The sequence below is a fragment of the Actinosynnema mirum DSM 43827 genome (assembly GCF_000023245.1).
GTDB classification, from domain to species: domain Bacteria; phylum Actinomycetota; class Actinomycetes; order Mycobacteriales; family Pseudonocardiaceae; genus Actinosynnema; species Actinosynnema mirum.
The window spans coordinates 4,688,633-4,702,735 of sequence record NC_013093.1; the positions used below are offsets into that span (position 1 = coordinate 4,688,633).

Here is a 14,103-nt window from a genome sequence, read left to right on the forward strand (position 1 = left end):
CGCCCGGTCCCCCGCTACAACCCGACGTGCCGGTCGTACCGGTCCCTGACCAGCGCGACCGCCTCGTCCGCATCGCTCGCCCAGAGCTCGGCGTTGAAGATCTCCACCTCCACGTCGCCCCCGTACCCGGCCGCCACGACCAGGTCGGCGACCGCGCGGAAGTCCACGTGCCCGTCGCCCATGACCCCGCGCGCGAGCAGCGCGTCGGCGGGCAGCGGCGTGATCCAGTCGCACACCTGGAACGAGGCGATCCGGCCACGGGCCCGCGCCACCTGCGCGGCCAGGTCCGGGTCCCACCACACGTGGAAGGTGTCCACGACGACCCCGACCACCGAGGGCTCGTGCTCCTCGGCCAGGTCGAGCGCCTGCCCGAGGGTGGACAGCACCCCCCGGTCGGCGCAGTAGATCGGGTGCATGGGCTCCAGCGCCAGCAGCACGCCCCGGTCCGCCGCGTACGGCGCGAGCTCGGCGAGCACCGACCGCACCCGCTCGCGGGCGCCCGCCAGGTCGCGGGACCCCCGGGGCAGCCCGCCGACCACCAGCACCAGGCACTCGGCCCCCAGCGCGGCGGTCTCGTCGATCGCGGCCCGGTTGTCGGCGATCACCTCGGCCCGGTCCGGCCGGGTGAAGAACCCGCCCCGGCACAGCGAGGACACCCGCAACCCGGACCCGCGCACCAGCTCCACGCCGCGCTCGACGCCGAACTCGTGCAGCGGCTCCCGCCACACCCCGATGGCGCCGATGCCGAACCTGGCGCACACCTCGACCGCATGCGCCAGCCCGAGCCCGTTCACCGTCTTCTGGTTGAGCGAGAGCCGGTTCACCGGGCGACCCCCGCCGCGTCGAGCAGCAGCGCCACCCGGTGCGCGGCCAGCTCCGGGTCGGGCAGCAGCCCGGCGGCGTCCGCGTGCCGGAACGCCTGCACCAGGTGCGGCACGGACCGCGCGCTGTGCAGCCCGCCGACCATGGTGAACCCCGGCTGCAACCCGCTGATCCAGGCCAGGAACGCGATCCCGGTCTTGTAGTAGAACGTCGGCGGCGCGAACACGTGCCGCGCCAACGGCAGCGTGGGCTCCAGCTGAGCCAGGTAGGTCGCGGTGTCCCCCTCGTCCAGGGCGCGCAACGCCGCCGACGCGGCGGGCGCGATCGCCGCGAACACCCCCAGCAGCGCGTCGCTGGCCCGCCCGTCCTCGCCCAGGATCAGCTCCGGGTAGTGGTGGTCGTCGCCGGTGTACAGCCGCACGCCCTCCGGCAGCGCGGCGCGCAGCGCCCGCTCGTGCCCGGCGTCCAGCAGCGACACCTTGACCCCGTCGACCCGGTCCCGGTGCTCGTGCACCAGCTCCAGGAACGCCTCCGTGGCCTCACCGACGTCCGCGCCGCCCCAGTAGCCCTCCAGGCTCGGGTCGAACGCGGCGCCCAGCCAGTGCAGGATCACCGGCCGCTCGACCTGCGGCAGCAGCCGGTCGTAGACCCACCGGTAGTCGCGCGCCGACGTGGCGACGCGCGCCAGCTGCCTGCTCGCCATGACGACGACCTGCGCGCCCGTGGACTGCACGAACTCGACCTGCTCGGCGTACGCGCGCAGCACACCGTCCACATCGGACACCCCGTCCGCGTGGTCGGTCCCCGCCCCCGCCGCGATCCGCCCGCGCCCGGCCTCGGCGGCGCTGCGCCGGATCAGCTCGCGGCAGGCGGCCCAGTCCAGGCCCATGCCCCGCTGCGCGGTGTCCATCGCCTCGGCGACGCCCAGCCCGTGCGCCCACAGGTGCCTGCGGAACGCGAGCGTGGCGTCCCAGTCGATCGCGGCGGGCGCGCCGGGGGTGTTGTCCCCCAACGGGTCCGCGACCACGTGCGCGGCGGCGAACGCCACCCTGGTCAGGAACGGCTCGGCCGAGACGACCCGCGCGACCGGCTCGCGCAGCACGTGGACCCGCCCGCCGGGCAGGACGACCTTCGCGCTCACAACCGCTCCAGCTCGACCCGGCGCCCCTCGTCGGAGGAGCGCAGCCCGGCGCGGGCCAGCTGGATGCCCCTCGCCCCGGCCAGGAAGTCGTACGGGTGCGGGGCGTCCTCCACGACGTGCCGGACGAACTGCTCCCACTGCGCCTTGAACCCGTTGTCGAACTCGGCGTTGTCCGGGACCTCCTGCCACTGGTCCCGGAACGAGGCAGGCTCCGGGACGTCCGGGTTCCACACCGGCCGGGGCGTGGTGGCGCGGGACTGCACGACGCAGCGGTGCAGCCCGGCGACGGCGCTGCCGAGCGTGCCGTCGACCTGGAACTCGACCAGCTCGTCCCGGTGCACGCGCACGCACCACGAGGAGTTGACCTGGGCGATCACCCCGCCCGGCAGCTCGAAGATCGCGTAGGCGGCGTCGTCGGCGGTGGCGGCGTAGGTCTCGCCGCGCTCGTCCACCCGCTGGTCGACGTGCGTGGCCACCCGCGCGGTGACCGCCTCCACGCGGCCGAACAGGTTCTCCAGCACGTAGTTCCAGTGGCAGAACATGTCCACGGCGATGCCGCCGCCGTCCTCCACCCGGTAGTTCCAGGAGGGGCGCTGCGCGGGCTGCCAGTCGCCCTCGAACACCCAGTAGCCGAACTCGCCGCGCACCGACAGCACCCGCCCGAAGAACCCGCCGTCCACCAGCCGCTTGAGCTTGAGCAGTCCGGGCAGGTAGAGCTTGTCGTGCACCACCCCGTTCTTCACCCCGGCAGCCTCGGCGAGCCGGGCGAGCTCAAGCGCCTGCTCGACGGTCTCGGCGACGGGCTTCTCGGTGTAGACGTGCCTGCCCGCGTCGAGGGCGCGCACGATGGACTTCTCGCGCACCGAGGTCAGCTGCGCGTCGAAGTACAGCGGGCAGCCGTCGTCGGACAGCGCCGAGTCCAGGTCGGTGGTCCACCGGGTGAGCCCGTGCCGCTCGGCGATCTCCGCGAGCCTGGCCCCGTTCCGCCCGACGAGCACCGGTTCGAGCTGCACCCGCGAGCCGTCGGAGAGCGGGACGCCGCCCTGCTCGCGGATCGCGAGCACCGAGCGGAGCAGGTGCTGCCGGTACCCCATGCGCCCGGTGACCCCGTTCATCACCACGCCCAGGCTTCGCGCTGCCATCGTTCGCGCCTCCTTGGAAAGCGTTTACCAGGGTGACGGTAGGTGCGGGGCGGTCGCGGTGACAAGACTGCCGAGCGGGTGCCTTCGGCAGGGCCGGGGTCGGTTCCCGAACCCCAGCTCCGCGACGACCCGCACCCCGGCGGGGCTGGTCGCGCACTCGATGAAGGCCTGGGTGATGGCGCCGTCCGCGGGCTTGCCCTTGGTGTAGAAGTACTCCTTGGCGCGGAACGGGTAGTCCTTCGCGGTGTCGGGGTCGTCGGGGTCGACCCCGCCCAGGGTGACGATCCGCAGCTGCGGGTAGACCTCGGCCGCCTTCCTCGCCGCTTCCAGCTCCGAGTAGCCGACGGCCCACTGCTTGGTGGCGACCGCGACCAGCAGGTCGTTCGTCGCGCCCTTCTCGCAGAAGATCTGCCCGTCCCCCTTGGGCTCGCAGTCGGTCTCGGAGTCGTGCGCCGGTTGCCCCCTCTCCAGCACCGTCTCCTCGAAGGCGGCGCGGGTGCCGGACCGGTAGATCTCCCTGACCTGCTCGGTGGTCAGCTGCCGGCCCCCGTCGTGGCGTTGACCACCACCGCGATGCGCTGCCGCTGCTCGTCGGTGCTGTCGACCAGCGAGTCCACGCCCGCGTAGGCGGAGTTCGCGATCAGCTCGACCTTCGCGCCGGAACCGCGCTTGTCCCGGCAGGCCTCGGCGAGCTTCTCGACCACCGGGGCGAACGCGCTGGAACCGGTGACCACGAGGTCGGCGTCGGGCTCGCCGGACAGCAGCACGAGCAGCTTGATGCGGTCCTCGCGGTTGAGCGGGGACTTGGGCAGCACCAGCTTCGCGCCACCGGGGTTGGGCCACTGCGGGTGGCGCTCGACCCGCCTGAGCAGGGCGTCGCCCTCGACGATCTCGGCGTCCACCACGGTCAGGCCGCCGAACTCCGGGGTCAGCGCGTCCTCGAAGTCCTCGGTGCGGATGGCGGCGTTGCCGGTGTTGGCGATGCGCACCAGCGCGAAGCTGGGCTTGTCCACCACGTTCTTCTTGTTCACCAGCCGCACGTCGATCATCGACGTGTCCTCGGCCGGGTTGATCCCGACCGGGGTGTCCAGGTGCACCCGGTCGGTGACCTGCTTGCGCTTGAGCCACCAGCCCAGGAGCGACAGCGGCAGGGTGACCCACCAGCGAGACGACGCCGGTGAGCACCTGGAGGCTGTCGCTGTTCTCGGTTAAGAACCCTTGATCGGGCACGACGCCCACCCCCTTCACCGCCGGAGGTAGGGGCGGGCGCTCGGGGACCCGCCCGAGTTCACCGGCTGTTGTCCCGGCGTCGGCCGGTGGTCAGCGGGGCTCGGGCGGGTTCCGGCGAGGGCTCGGCGAACGGGCTAGCGGAAGGTCACGGTGAGGCAGGCCAGCCGCGCGCCCGCCGTGCCCGCCTTGCCCGGCTCGGTCATGGTGTGCTCGGCCTCGTGCACGACGATCGACGCGGGCACCCGGTCGGTGAACCCGAACGGCACGGTGGTCTCGGACTCGCCGGTGCCCTGGGCGTCGGTGGTCAGGTCGAGCCAGAACTCGTTGCGCGCGTTGGCGAACGCCGGGTCGGTGGAGGGCTTGTCCGGGGTGGCGGCCGGGTCCTGCTCGTGCTGGAAGTGCGGCCCGGCGTCGGCGCCGGTCTTGCCGCACGGCTGGGTGTGCGCGTGCACCGCGTAGCCCCGGTCCTGCTGGAAGCCCTGGACGGAGAGCCGGACCGTGGTCTGCTCGTCCTCCTCGGCGACCTCGACGTCCATGCTCGCGCCCACCGGTGCGGCGTCCTGGTTGTAGGTGAAGGCGGTCTGCGCGTCCTCCGGCACGGCGAGCACGCCGGAGTCCCGGACGGTGACCACGTCGGTGGACGCGGCGTCGCCCTCGGCGGAGGTCCCCACCGGTTCACCGGCCCCCGTCTGCTCGGAGGGCTGGTCGCTCGGGGTGCACCCGGCTGCCAGCGCGGCGGCGGCGAGCACGGCGAGCGGGAGGCGGGTGAGGCGCATGACTTCCCCTTCGTTGGGCCTGCACGGCAGTGGACGGCTACCCGGTGCGGCGGGATGCTACACACGGTGATCAAGGGCGTCCGGCCGTGACGCGCTCCACGGACGGGTGAACTGCCCCGTTCCTCGCCGCCCGCCTCCCCGCGCGCCCGAAAACTGTCAGACCCCTCCGGACAATGGGTTCCGTGCCCACAGCCGATGAGCTCCTGAGCCCCACGACCGTCCTCGACCTGGCCGAGCGCCTGCGCCTGGCCGGGACGCCCTGCCCGCGCGTGGCCGGGGTCGCGGGCGCGCTGGACGGCGTCGCGCTGGCGGGGCGGACCAGGCTGGTCGCGGACGCGGTGCTGGCCGACCTGCCGGAGGACTGGTCGGCGTTCGAGGCGGTGCTGCTGGCGGCGCTGACCGATCCGGGCTTCGGCGGCTGGGCGGTGTGGCCGCTGTCCGAGGCGCTGGCGGCGCGCGCCGCGTCGACCGGCCGCGTCCGGGAGGGCTTGGCCGTGCTGGCGGCCCTGACCGGGCGGCTGACCGGCGAGTTCGCGCTGCGCACGTTCCTGCTGGCCGACCTGGGCACGACCCTGGAGGTGGCGCTGGCGTGGACGGCGTCGCCGGACGAGCACGTGCGGCGGCTGGCCAGCGAGGGCACCCGGCCGTTCCTGCCGTGGGGCAGACGGGTGCCGGGGCTGACGGCGGAGCCGGGGCGGGCGCTGCCGGTCCTGGAGGCGCTGCGCGCGGACGAGTCGGAGTACGTGCGCCGCTCGGTGGCCAACCACCTGAACGACGTGAGCAGGCTGGACCCGGCGCTGGTGGTCGACGTGGCCGGGCGCTGGCTGGCCGCCCCGGCCCCGACGACGCCCCGGCTGGTGCGGCACGCGCTGCGCACCCTGGTCAAGCGCGGTGATCCGGGGGCGCTGGGGCTGCTGGGGTACGGGGCGGCGGAGGTCGAGGTGGGCGGCCCGGTGCTGACCAGGGCGGAGGTGCGGTTCGGGGGCGAGTTGGAGTTCACGGCGGAGGTGGTGAACCGGGGCCGGGAGGCGGCGCGGCTGGCGATCGACTACGCGGTGCACTACGTGAAGGCGGACGGTTCGAGGACGCCGAAGGTGTTCAAGCTGACCACGCGCGTGCTGGAGCCGGGCGAACGCGCGCTGCTGACCAAGCGCCACCCGTTCCGCGAGATCACCACCCGACGGCACCACGCGGGCACGCACGCGGTGGAGCTCCAGGTCAACGGCGTCAGGCACGGGCTGACCGAGTTCACCCTGACGGGGCTGCCCGGACCACGCGCGGTGGTGAGGGGTGCGGCGCCGGGCGCAACGGCGGAGGCAGCGGCGCCGAGCGCCACACCGGACACGACCGGACCAGGAACGGGACCGGGTGCGGGTGCGGGTGCGGGAACGGGCGCGGGCGCGGGTGTGGGTGCGGGGCTGGCTGCGGAGGTGACGCGCACCTGACAATGCCCCACAACTGAACCCGCGCCGCGCCGCTAGCCCACGCGCCGCGCACCGGTCCGGCGCCAACCTGGCACCGCCCTGACCCTGGCACCGGCCTGGCCCTGGCACCGGCCCAACACAATGCCACCCCGATCCAGACCCCGGTCCCAGCGTTCACCGGGTGCTGCCCTGCGCCCGGCAACGCCCAGACTCGGCAACGCCTCGGCCCGGCACCGTCCCGGCCCGGCACCGTCCCGGCCACGGCATCCACCGGTTCCAGCATGGGTCCGACCCGGCCCGGCCCGGCCTGGCCTGGATCGTCCCGGCTCGGTCCGACCTAGGCAGGTCCCCTCGCCGTTGCGGTCCGGCGGCGGTGCAGCTCCCTCATCGGCGCAGCTCCCTCATCGGTGCGGGCCGGTTGGCGGTGCGGGCCGGTTGGCGGCGCAGTCCGGTTGGCGGCGCGATCCCCTCATCGGTTGGGCGGGTTGGTTGGCGAGCGGGCTAGTTGGTGATGCGGTGGGCGGGCCGGGTGGCGAGCGGGGCTGTGGGTGGTGCGGGCCGGTTGGCGGGCGGGGTGGGGGTTAGGGTGGTCGGGTGCCCTTCGCCCGGTCAGCCGATGACGTGCAGCTCCACTACCAGGTCAGCGGTTCCGGCGAGCCGCTCCTCCTGCTCTCCGGGCAGGCCAACAACCTGCACTGGTGGGATCGGGTGCGGCCGGACTTCGAGCGGGAGTTCACCACGGTCGTGCTCGACCACCGGGGCACCGGTCTGAGCGGCAAGCCCGAGGGCGGTTACGCCACGCGCACGTTCGCCGAGGACGCGCTCAGCGTGCTGGACGACCTCGGCGTCGACCGCTGCCACGTGTACGGCACGTCCATGGGCGGCCGGGTGGCGCAGTGGTTGGCCGCCGACCACCCCGAGCGGGTGCGCGGGCTGGTGCTGGGGTGCACCTCGCCCGGTCCGCCGCACGGCGTCGAGCGCTCCGCCGAGGTGCGCCGCAGCCTCGCCCAGCCCGACCGCCTCAAGGCCCGGCGCGCGCTCCTGGAACTGATGTACACCCCGGCCTGGCTGGAGCGCCACGACGAGCCGTTCACCACGCACGGCGGCCCGTTCACCACCCTGGGCGACCCGGACATGCCCCCGCACGCCCGCAAGGGCCACCTCCTCGCCAGCGGCAACCACAACTCCTGGGACGCCCTGCCGTCGATCACCGCCCCGACGCTGGTGGTCCACGGCACCGACGACGAGTTCAACCCGACCGCGAACGCCCCGCTGCTCGCGAAGCGCATCCCGGACACCCGCCTGCACCTGGTCGAGGGCGCGCGGCACGCGTACTTCGAGGAGTTCCACCACGAGACCGGCCCGCTGGTCGCGGACTTCCTCGACGCGCACTGAGCACAGCGCACCGACCACAGCACAGCTCAGTCCACAGTGGACAACCGCTACCCGTTGCCCACCAACAACTCCCCCGGCTCACCCGCCCGGTGCACCAGCACCCGCTCCCCCGCCTCCACCAGGTACCCGGCCCCGCGCACCGTGGCGATCACCCCGGCCGCGCTGCCGAGCTTGTGCCGCAACCGCCGCACGTGCACGTCCACCGTCCTGGTGCCCCGGCTCCCGTCCCCGCCCCACACCCTGGTGATCAGCTCCCGCCTGCCGTGCACCCGGTCCGGGTGCTCGCACAGGAACAGCAGCAGGTCGAACTCGCGCCTGCTCAGCGGCAGCGCGCGCCCCAGGTGCAGCACCCGCCGGGAGTCCGGCAGCACCAGCAGCTCCACGTCCGGCCGCGCGGGCGGGAACGGCCGGGGCGGCGCGGGCAGCGGGAGGCCGCCCACCCCGTGCACCGCGATCCCGTTGTCGCGCAAGGCGTCCGCGACCCGCGACGTGGCCGGCCCGACCTCGTCCGGCTCGACCTCCAAGCTGATCGTGACCACCAGTCGCACGGCGCTGCCCTCCCGTTCCCGCTGCGTCGACCCACGGTAGGAACGCCCGCCCCACCCGCGCAAAACCGTCCAAGGCGTGAACCGGCTTGACACCGAGGGGTTACGATGGCGCAGCACGACTGGCGAGGGTGGGTCACCACCGGGGAGTGCGAGCAGAGCAGGCATCGCCCGCCTGGGTGCCCCTCATCCACCGGATGACAGGGGTGTGCCCGTGCCCGCTCGGACACTCGACGGAACAGCCGCGGCAGACGCGATCTACGACTCCACCGCGGTCGCCGCGCTGGAGTTCACCGAGCAGCACGGCCGCGCGCCGCTGCTGGCCACGGTCCTGGTCGGCGAGGACCCGTCGTCGCAGACCTACGTGCGCATGAAGCGCTCCCGCTGCCGCAGGGTCGGCATCGACTCGCGCGCGGTGGAGCTGCCCGCGTCGACCACCACGGCCGAGCTGGTCGCCAGGATCACCGAGCTGTCGCAGGACCCCGCCGTGGACGGCATCCTGCTCCAGCACCCGGTCCCGTCGCACGTCGACGAGCGGGCCGCGTTCGAGGCGATCGCGCCCGCCAAGGACGTGGACGGCGTGACCATGGCCTCCTACGCGGCGATGGCGTTCGGCGAGCCGGGCTTCCACTCGTGCACGCCCGGCGGCATCCTGCGGCTGCTGGACGTCAACGGCGTCGACCCGGCCGGGATGCACGCGGTCGTGGTCGGTCGCAGCCCGATCCTGGGCAAGCCGGTGAGCGCGCTGCTGCTGGCCCGCGACGCCACGGTCACCACCTGCCACTCCCGCACGAAGGACCTCGCGGACCACGTGGCCCGCGCCGACCTAGTGGTGGCCGCGGTGGGCAAGCCGGAGCTGGTGCGCGGCGAGTGGATCAAGCCGGGCGCGGTGGTCGTGGACGCGGGCTACCACCCCGGCGGCATCGGCGACGTGGACCAGGCGGGCGCGGCCGAGCGCGCGTCCTGGCTGACCCCGGTGCCGGGCGGTGTGGGCCCGATGACGATCGCGCTGCTGCTGGAGCAGACCGTGGCGGCGGCCAGGCGCCACGCCCGCGCGGCGGTCTAGTCCGGGCGACCGCGCGAGGCCGGGACAGCGGCCCGGCCGGCGCGGTCCCGCGCGGCACGCCGACCGCGCGGACCGGAGCGGGGCGCGCGCCCCCGGCGGCGAACCGGGCCGCGCGACCACCCGCGGCTGAGCGCGGGGCGGGTTCCAGGGAGCCCCGCCCCGCGCTCAGCCGCGGACCCCCGTCAGCGCGGCGACGTCACCCGTCCCCGAGCGCCTGCTCCAGGTCCGCCACCAGGTCCGCGACCCCCTCCAACCCCACCGACAGCCGCACCAGCCCCGCCGTCACCCCCGCAGCGACCTGCTCCGCGGGTTCGAGCTGCGCGTGCGTGGTCGACGCCGGGTGGATGATCAGGCTGCGCACGTCCCCGATGTTCGCCAGGTGGCTGAACAACCGCACCCGGTCCACCAGCCGCCGCCCCGCCTCCAGCCCGCCCACCAGCTCGAACGCCACCACCGCGCCCACCCCGAGCGGCAGGTAGCGCTGTCCGGCCGCGTGCCACGGGTCGTCGGGCAGCCCCGCGTAGTGCACCCGCGCGACCTCGGGCCGCCCGGCCAGCCAGCGCGCCACGACCCCCGCGTTGGCCACGTGCCGCTCCACCCGCAGCGACAGCGTCTCGATCCCCTGCAGCAGCAGGAAGCTGTTGAACGGCGACGCGGCGGGCCCCAGGTCGCGCGCCAGCCTGGCCCGCAGCCGCAGCGCGTACGCCAACTCGCCGAAGTCCGCCGCGAACACCACGCCCCGGTAGCCGGGGTCGGGCTCGGTGAACTGCGGCCACCGGTCGGGGTCGGCGGCGTAGTCGAACCGCCCGCCGTCCACGACCGCGCCGCCGACGCTGCTGCCGTGCCCGGCCAGGAACTTCGTGGTCGAGTGCACCACCACGTCGGCCCCGTGCTCCAGCGGCCTGCACAGGTATGGCGTCGGCACGGTGTTGTCCACCACCAGCGGCACGCCCGCCTCGTGCGCGACGTCCGCGACCGCGCGCAGGTCCAGCACGTTGCCGAGCGGGTTGCCGACCACCTCGGCGAAGAACGCCCTGGTGTTGGGCCGCACGGCCGCCCGCCACGCGGCCGGGTCGTCGGCGTCGGCCACGAAGTCGACGCCGATGCCCAGCTCGGTGAACGTGTGGGCGAGCAGCACCCGCGTTCCGCCGTAGAGGGCGGCGGAGGCGACGACGTGGTCGCCGGTGCGGGCGAGGTTGAGCAGCGCCAGGGTGATCGCCGCCTGGCCGCTGGCGAGCGCGACGGCCGCGACCCCGCCCTCCAGGTCGGCCAGCCGCGCCTCGGCGACGGCGGTCGTGGGGTTGCCGATCCGGCTGTAGGCGTGCGAGTCCAGGTCGCGCAGGGCGCAGACGTCGGCGGCGTGCGCGGAGTCGGCGAACGTGAACGAGGTGGTCTGGTAGATCGGGGTGGCGCGGGCCCCGGTGGCCGGGTCGGGCGCCGCGCCCGCGTGGACCTGCCTCGTCTCGAACGACCAGCGCCGGGCTCTCGCCCCGTCGCCTCCGGTGGGGGCGAGGGGCTGCGGCGCTGAGGTGTCGGGAGGCTGGAACACGGTTGCGGAGCGTAGGACGGGGCGCGGCCCACGACGGCCGGAGAAGGCGAAAGATCATCACTTCCAGTGACACCCGGCCAGGCGATGAGCGGAAACGGCCCGGCGATCGGGCGCGACCGCCGAGCAGCCGCCGAGCCGGGCGTCAGCGGTGACCGGTGGCCTTCACCGCCATGTCCCAGACCAGCGCGCCGAGCACCGGGTCGTCGAGCTGCGGCGAGCCGGGGGCCGGGCGGTCGCCGACGTGGTAGCCGGTGGCGCGGGCGCGGGCCGCGATGCGCACGAGCTGGTCGGCGGCGGTCTCCGGGCGCACCAGCAGCGGCCGGGCCAGGAGCGTGAACAGCGCGCCGGACGCGCCGAGGTGCCGGGCGAAGCCGGTGGCCATGACGCCGGGGTGGAAGTCGGCGACGGGCAGTCCGGGGTTCCTGCGGCCCAGCTCGCGCAGCAGGATGCCGGACACGAGCTTGGCGCGGCCGTAGTCGGCGTACGCGCCGAGCGGGCGCGCGCCGACCGGCAGCCCGTCCACCTCGGACACCGCGAGCGAGGCGCTCCGGTGCGCCCGCGAGGAGGTGGCGACGATCCGGCCGCCCGACAGCGCGGGCAGCAGCAGGGCGTTGAGCAGCCACGGGCCGAGCGCGTTGACCTGGAGCACCGGGTCGACGCGGTCGACGGTGGGCCCGGTGCGGTCGGGGATGCCGCCCGCGTTGGCGGCGAGGACGTCGATCCTGGACAGCTTCGCGAGCAGGTCGTCGGCGAGGGCGCGGACGGTGGCGAGGCTGCTGAAGTCGACCACGTGCCCGGTGACGCCCAGCTCGGCGGCGAGGGCGGCGGTGCGCTCGGGCGAGCGGCCGACGGGCACGACGCGCGCGCCGAGCGCGTGGAAGCGCCGGGCCGCCGCCGCGCCGAGCCCGGAGCTGGCCCCGGTGATCACCACGACGCGGTCGGCCACCGGGTCGTCCGCGTCCCCCTGCTCGGCGCCCCACGCGCCGGGCCGCTCCACGCCGCGGGGAGAAGGGCGGCCGGGTGACCAGCCGGGGTTCCGCGCGCCGGTCCGGTCGGCGCGGCGCGCGGGATCGGGCCGGGCGGCCTGCCCGCCGGGCTCCCCCGCACCGGACCCGTCAACGCTCCGGTCGCCGGGCCGGTCCACGCCGGGCCGGTCCACGCCGCACGGGTCGCCGACCGGCCGCTCGGAAAGATCCACGTCCCCCTCCCCGCCACCACCCGGCGGCGGGCCGGGTCTGCCGGGTTCCCCGTGCGGGTCGACGCCCCGCACGGCCGCCCTGGTGGAGCTCCGGATCACCGCCCGCACCGCCGTCCGCAGCGCGTTCCGGACCCCCGCCCGGTGGGAGCTCCAGAAACCGGGCTGGTCGACGCGCCAGATGCCGGGCGGTTGCCGCCGCAGGGCGCCCGGCTGGTCGAGCAGCCACACCCCGAGCAGATCGGCGCGCCAGAAGCCCGGACGGTCGCTGCAGATGCCCGGTTGGTCGGCGCTCCACGCGCCGGGCCGGTCCGCGCTCCAGAAGCCGGGCCGGTCCACGCCGCACGGGTAGCCGCCCGCGTCGCCGGTCACCGCGCCGCTCCGTGCAGCACGACGCGCCGCCGCGCCAGGTCGTCCCGCTCCACCACCGACACCAGGAACTCCGCCGCCGCCGAGCGCGACAGGCCCAGCGCGCGCGGTCGCCCGATGTCGGTGCTGGCCCGCCACCCGGACGCGCCGCGATCGGTGAGGGCGCCCAGGTAGGCGAGGGTCCAGTCCAGCTCGGAGGTGGTCAGCACCCGCTCGGCCGCCCCGTAGTCCCGGTAGTCGCGGCGGACCACCGTGGCGGCGAGCACGCGCAGGACCGGCGAGGCCGCCACCCGGCTGACGCCCGCGCCCCAGGCGACCGGCACGGCGATCCGCCGCACCCCCTCCGCGCACATCGCGACCACCAGGTTCGCCACGGCGGACGCGACGGCCGCGGGTCCGCGCCGCCGGACGTTCCACGGCGGTGCGCCCAGCGCGGCGATCACCGCGTCCTGCCCGGAGACGGCGGCCCTGACCTCGGCGGGCCACTCGGCGACCGCGCCGACCCGGACCGCGAGCGCGGGGTCGGCGGGCAGCCCGTCGGCCCGGCGGGCGAACGCGGTCACCTCGTGCCCGACCTCCAGCGCCCGCGCCACCACGCGCCGCCCAAGCCTGCCATTGGCCCCGACCACCAGGATGCGCACCGGTCCTCCTCAGCCGGCCCCCCGGCCCGCCGACCGCTCGGGGGGCCGCGCCCCCGGCGGGACGGTCCCCATCCAACTCGCGCAGGGCGGCGCGCAGCACCGCCAGACCGGGGAGCACGGCGGCGCGGTCGGGTCGTGCGCTCCCCCGGACGGCCCAGCGCGGACCGCCGGTCGGGCAGCGACGCGGGCCGGGGGGCGTGGGAACGCGGACTGCGCCACCGGGAGGCGGCGGGGCGGCTGCCGGCCCGAGCGGCGCGCGGGCGGCGCATCGGGCCGTCGGAAGGCGCGAGGTCCGCGCGCACGCCTGAACAGCTGTTCAGCCGTGCGGACGTCACCGCGCGCGGTGGGCGCGATGACCGGCCCCCGCGTCGCGCGGCCTGTGAAAAAGGCCCGGCCGCGCGTCCTGCGGGAAGCCCACCGGGCGCGCCCGGAACCCGGACGCGCCCGGTGGCGGGCAGGCTCCCCCATCCGCAGGCCACCCGGACGGCACGAGCCCGGAGCAGGCAGGTCGGAACACCCCCGGCGGTCGTGGGACCGCCCCCTGGATCCGCCCCCGCCCCCGACCGGGCGCCCCCGGTTGCCCGCGCTCCCAGGTTCCCCCCGGCCGTGATCACCGGACAATGTTTTCGGCCCGGCCCGAAGGGACGTGCGCGCCCGCCGGGGCAGGTGTAGTGCGGCGCGACGGGTCCGCCCCACCCGGACCGGCGGCGCGATCCGGACACTGCGGACAGGGGCTCGGCGGTACCAGACCGGGGCCGCGACACCGGGCAGCCACACAGCAAAACCCGCCCGTGTGTCAGCCGATCCG

The 14,103-nt window shown here is 75.5% G+C and carries 13 protein-coding genes and 1 riboswitch; of the genes, 3 read left to right on the forward strand and 10 right to left on the reverse strand.

Annotation, left to right across the window (positions count from 1 at the left end; genetic code table 11):
- Nucleotides 1–14: 14 nt before the first annotated feature.
- The 6 genes from AMIR_RS19960 to AMIR_RS19985 form a co-directional block, all read right to left on the reverse strand.
- Entirely contained in the window at nucleotides 15–824 is an 810-nt protein-coding gene (locus tag AMIR_RS19960; protein WP_015802758.1) for a sugar phosphate isomerase/epimerase family protein, read from the reverse strand.
- Nucleotides 821–1,963, reverse strand: a complete 1,143-nt coding sequence (locus AMIR_RS19965; RefSeq protein ID WP_015802759.1) for a dihydrodipicolinate synthase family protein — start codon at nucleotides 1,961–1,963, stop codon at nucleotides 821–823. Before AMIR_RS19965 ends, AMIR_RS19960 begins: the two co-directional genes overlap by 4 nt.
- Entirely contained in the window at nucleotides 1,960–3,105 is a 1,146-nt protein-coding gene (locus AMIR_RS19970; protein WP_015802760.1) for a Gfo/Idh/MocA family protein, read from the reverse strand. The genes AMIR_RS19965 and AMIR_RS19970 overlap by 4 nt, the downstream gene beginning before the upstream one ends.
- Nucleotides 3,106–3,129: 24 nt before the next feature.
- A complete protein-coding gene (locus tag AMIR_RS19975) occupies nucleotides 3,130–3,579 on the reverse strand; it encodes a type 2 periplasmic-binding domain-containing protein (protein WP_041836893.1) in 450 nt (149 codons plus the stop codon).
- 59 nt (nucleotides 3,580–3,638) lie between these two features.
- A complete protein-coding gene (locus AMIR_RS19980) occupies nucleotides 3,639–4,202 on the reverse strand; it encodes a hypothetical protein (RefSeq protein ID WP_041836894.1) in 564 nt (187 codons plus the stop codon).
- A gap of 267 nt (nucleotides 4,203–4,469) precedes the next feature.
- Entirely contained in the window at nucleotides 4,470–5,111 is a 642-nt protein-coding gene (locus tag AMIR_RS19985; protein WP_015802761.1) for a superoxide dismutase family protein, read from the reverse strand.
- 173 nt (nucleotides 5,112–5,284) lie between these two features.
- Here AMIR_RS19985 and AMIR_RS19990 point away from each other — a divergent pair, with 173 nt between their 5' ends.
- Complete coding sequence (locus AMIR_RS19990; protein ID WP_015802762.1) at nucleotides 5,285–6,556, forward strand: DNA alkylation repair protein; 1,272 nt, start codon at nucleotides 5,285–5,287, stop codon at nucleotides 6,554–6,556.
- Nucleotides 6,557–7,129: 573 nt separating this feature from the next.
- A complete protein-coding gene (locus AMIR_RS19995) occupies nucleotides 7,130–7,930 on the forward strand; it encodes an alpha/beta fold hydrolase (protein ID WP_015802763.1) in 801 nt (266 codons plus the stop codon).
- A 47-nt stretch (nucleotides 7,931–7,977) separates the two neighbouring features.
- On the opposite strand, the gene AMIR_RS42815 is transcribed toward AMIR_RS19995, so the two are convergent.
- Nucleotides 7,978–8,478: a winged helix-turn-helix domain-containing protein gene (locus tag AMIR_RS42815; RefSeq protein ID WP_015802764.1), complete on the reverse strand. Its 501-nt coding sequence runs from the start codon at nucleotides 8,476–8,478 to the stop codon at nucleotides 7,978–7,980.
- 105 nt (nucleotides 8,479–8,583) lie between these two features.
- Nucleotides 8,584–8,663, forward strand: a riboswitch (ZMP/ZTP riboswitch).
- A 26-nt stretch (nucleotides 8,664–8,689) separates the two neighbouring features.
- On the opposite strand from AMIR_RS42815, the gene AMIR_RS20005 reads away from it, so the two are divergent.
- On the forward strand, nucleotides 8,690–9,541 hold the full coding sequence (locus AMIR_RS20005) for a bifunctional 5,10-methylenetetrahydrofolate dehydrogenase/5,10-methenyltetrahydrofolate cyclohydrolase (protein WP_041838053.1): 852 nt from the start codon (nucleotides 8,690–8,692) through the stop codon (nucleotides 9,539–9,541).
- A 196-nt stretch (nucleotides 9,542–9,737) separates the two neighbouring features.
- On the opposite strand, the gene AMIR_RS20010 is transcribed toward AMIR_RS20005, so the two are convergent.
- The 3 genes from AMIR_RS20010 to AMIR_RS20020 all read right to left on the reverse strand — a co-directional run bounded on the left by AMIR_RS20010 (nucleotide 9,738) and on the right by AMIR_RS20020 (nucleotide 13,295).
- Nucleotides 9,738–11,090, reverse strand: coding sequence for an O-acetylhomoserine aminocarboxypropyltransferase/cysteine synthase family protein (locus AMIR_RS20010; protein WP_015802766.1), 1,353 nt, complete (start codon nucleotides 11,088–11,090; stop codon nucleotides 9,738–9,740).
- Nucleotides 11,091–11,232: 142 nt separating this feature from the next.
- Nucleotides 11,233–12,657: an SDR family NAD(P)-dependent oxidoreductase gene (locus AMIR_RS35970; protein WP_049796900.1), complete on the reverse strand. Its 1,425-nt coding sequence runs from the start codon at nucleotides 12,655–12,657 to the stop codon at nucleotides 11,233–11,235.
- On the reverse strand, nucleotides 12,654–13,295 hold the full coding sequence (locus AMIR_RS20020) for an NAD(P)-dependent oxidoreductase (protein WP_015802768.1): 642 nt from the start codon (nucleotides 13,293–13,295) through the stop codon (nucleotides 12,654–12,656). Before AMIR_RS20020 ends, AMIR_RS35970 begins: the two co-directional genes overlap by 4 nt.
- Nucleotides 13,296–14,103: the final 808 nt, after the last annotated feature.

What these genes read in the sequence shown, in the direction of transcription:
- AMIR_RS19970 (WP_015802760.1), bottom strand. Translation starts at nt 3,105, where the DNA reads ATGGCAGCGCGAAGCCTGGGCGTGGTGATGAACGGGGTCACCGGGCGC.
- AMIR_RS19985 (WP_015802761.1), bottom strand. Translation starts at nt 5,111, where the DNA reads ATGCGCCTCACCCGCCTCCCGCTCGCCGTGCTCGCCGCCGCCGCGCTG.
- AMIR_RS19990 (WP_015802762.1), top strand. Translation starts at nt 5,285, where the DNA reads ATGGGTTCCGTGCCCACAGCCGATGAGCTCCTGAGCCCCACGACCGTC.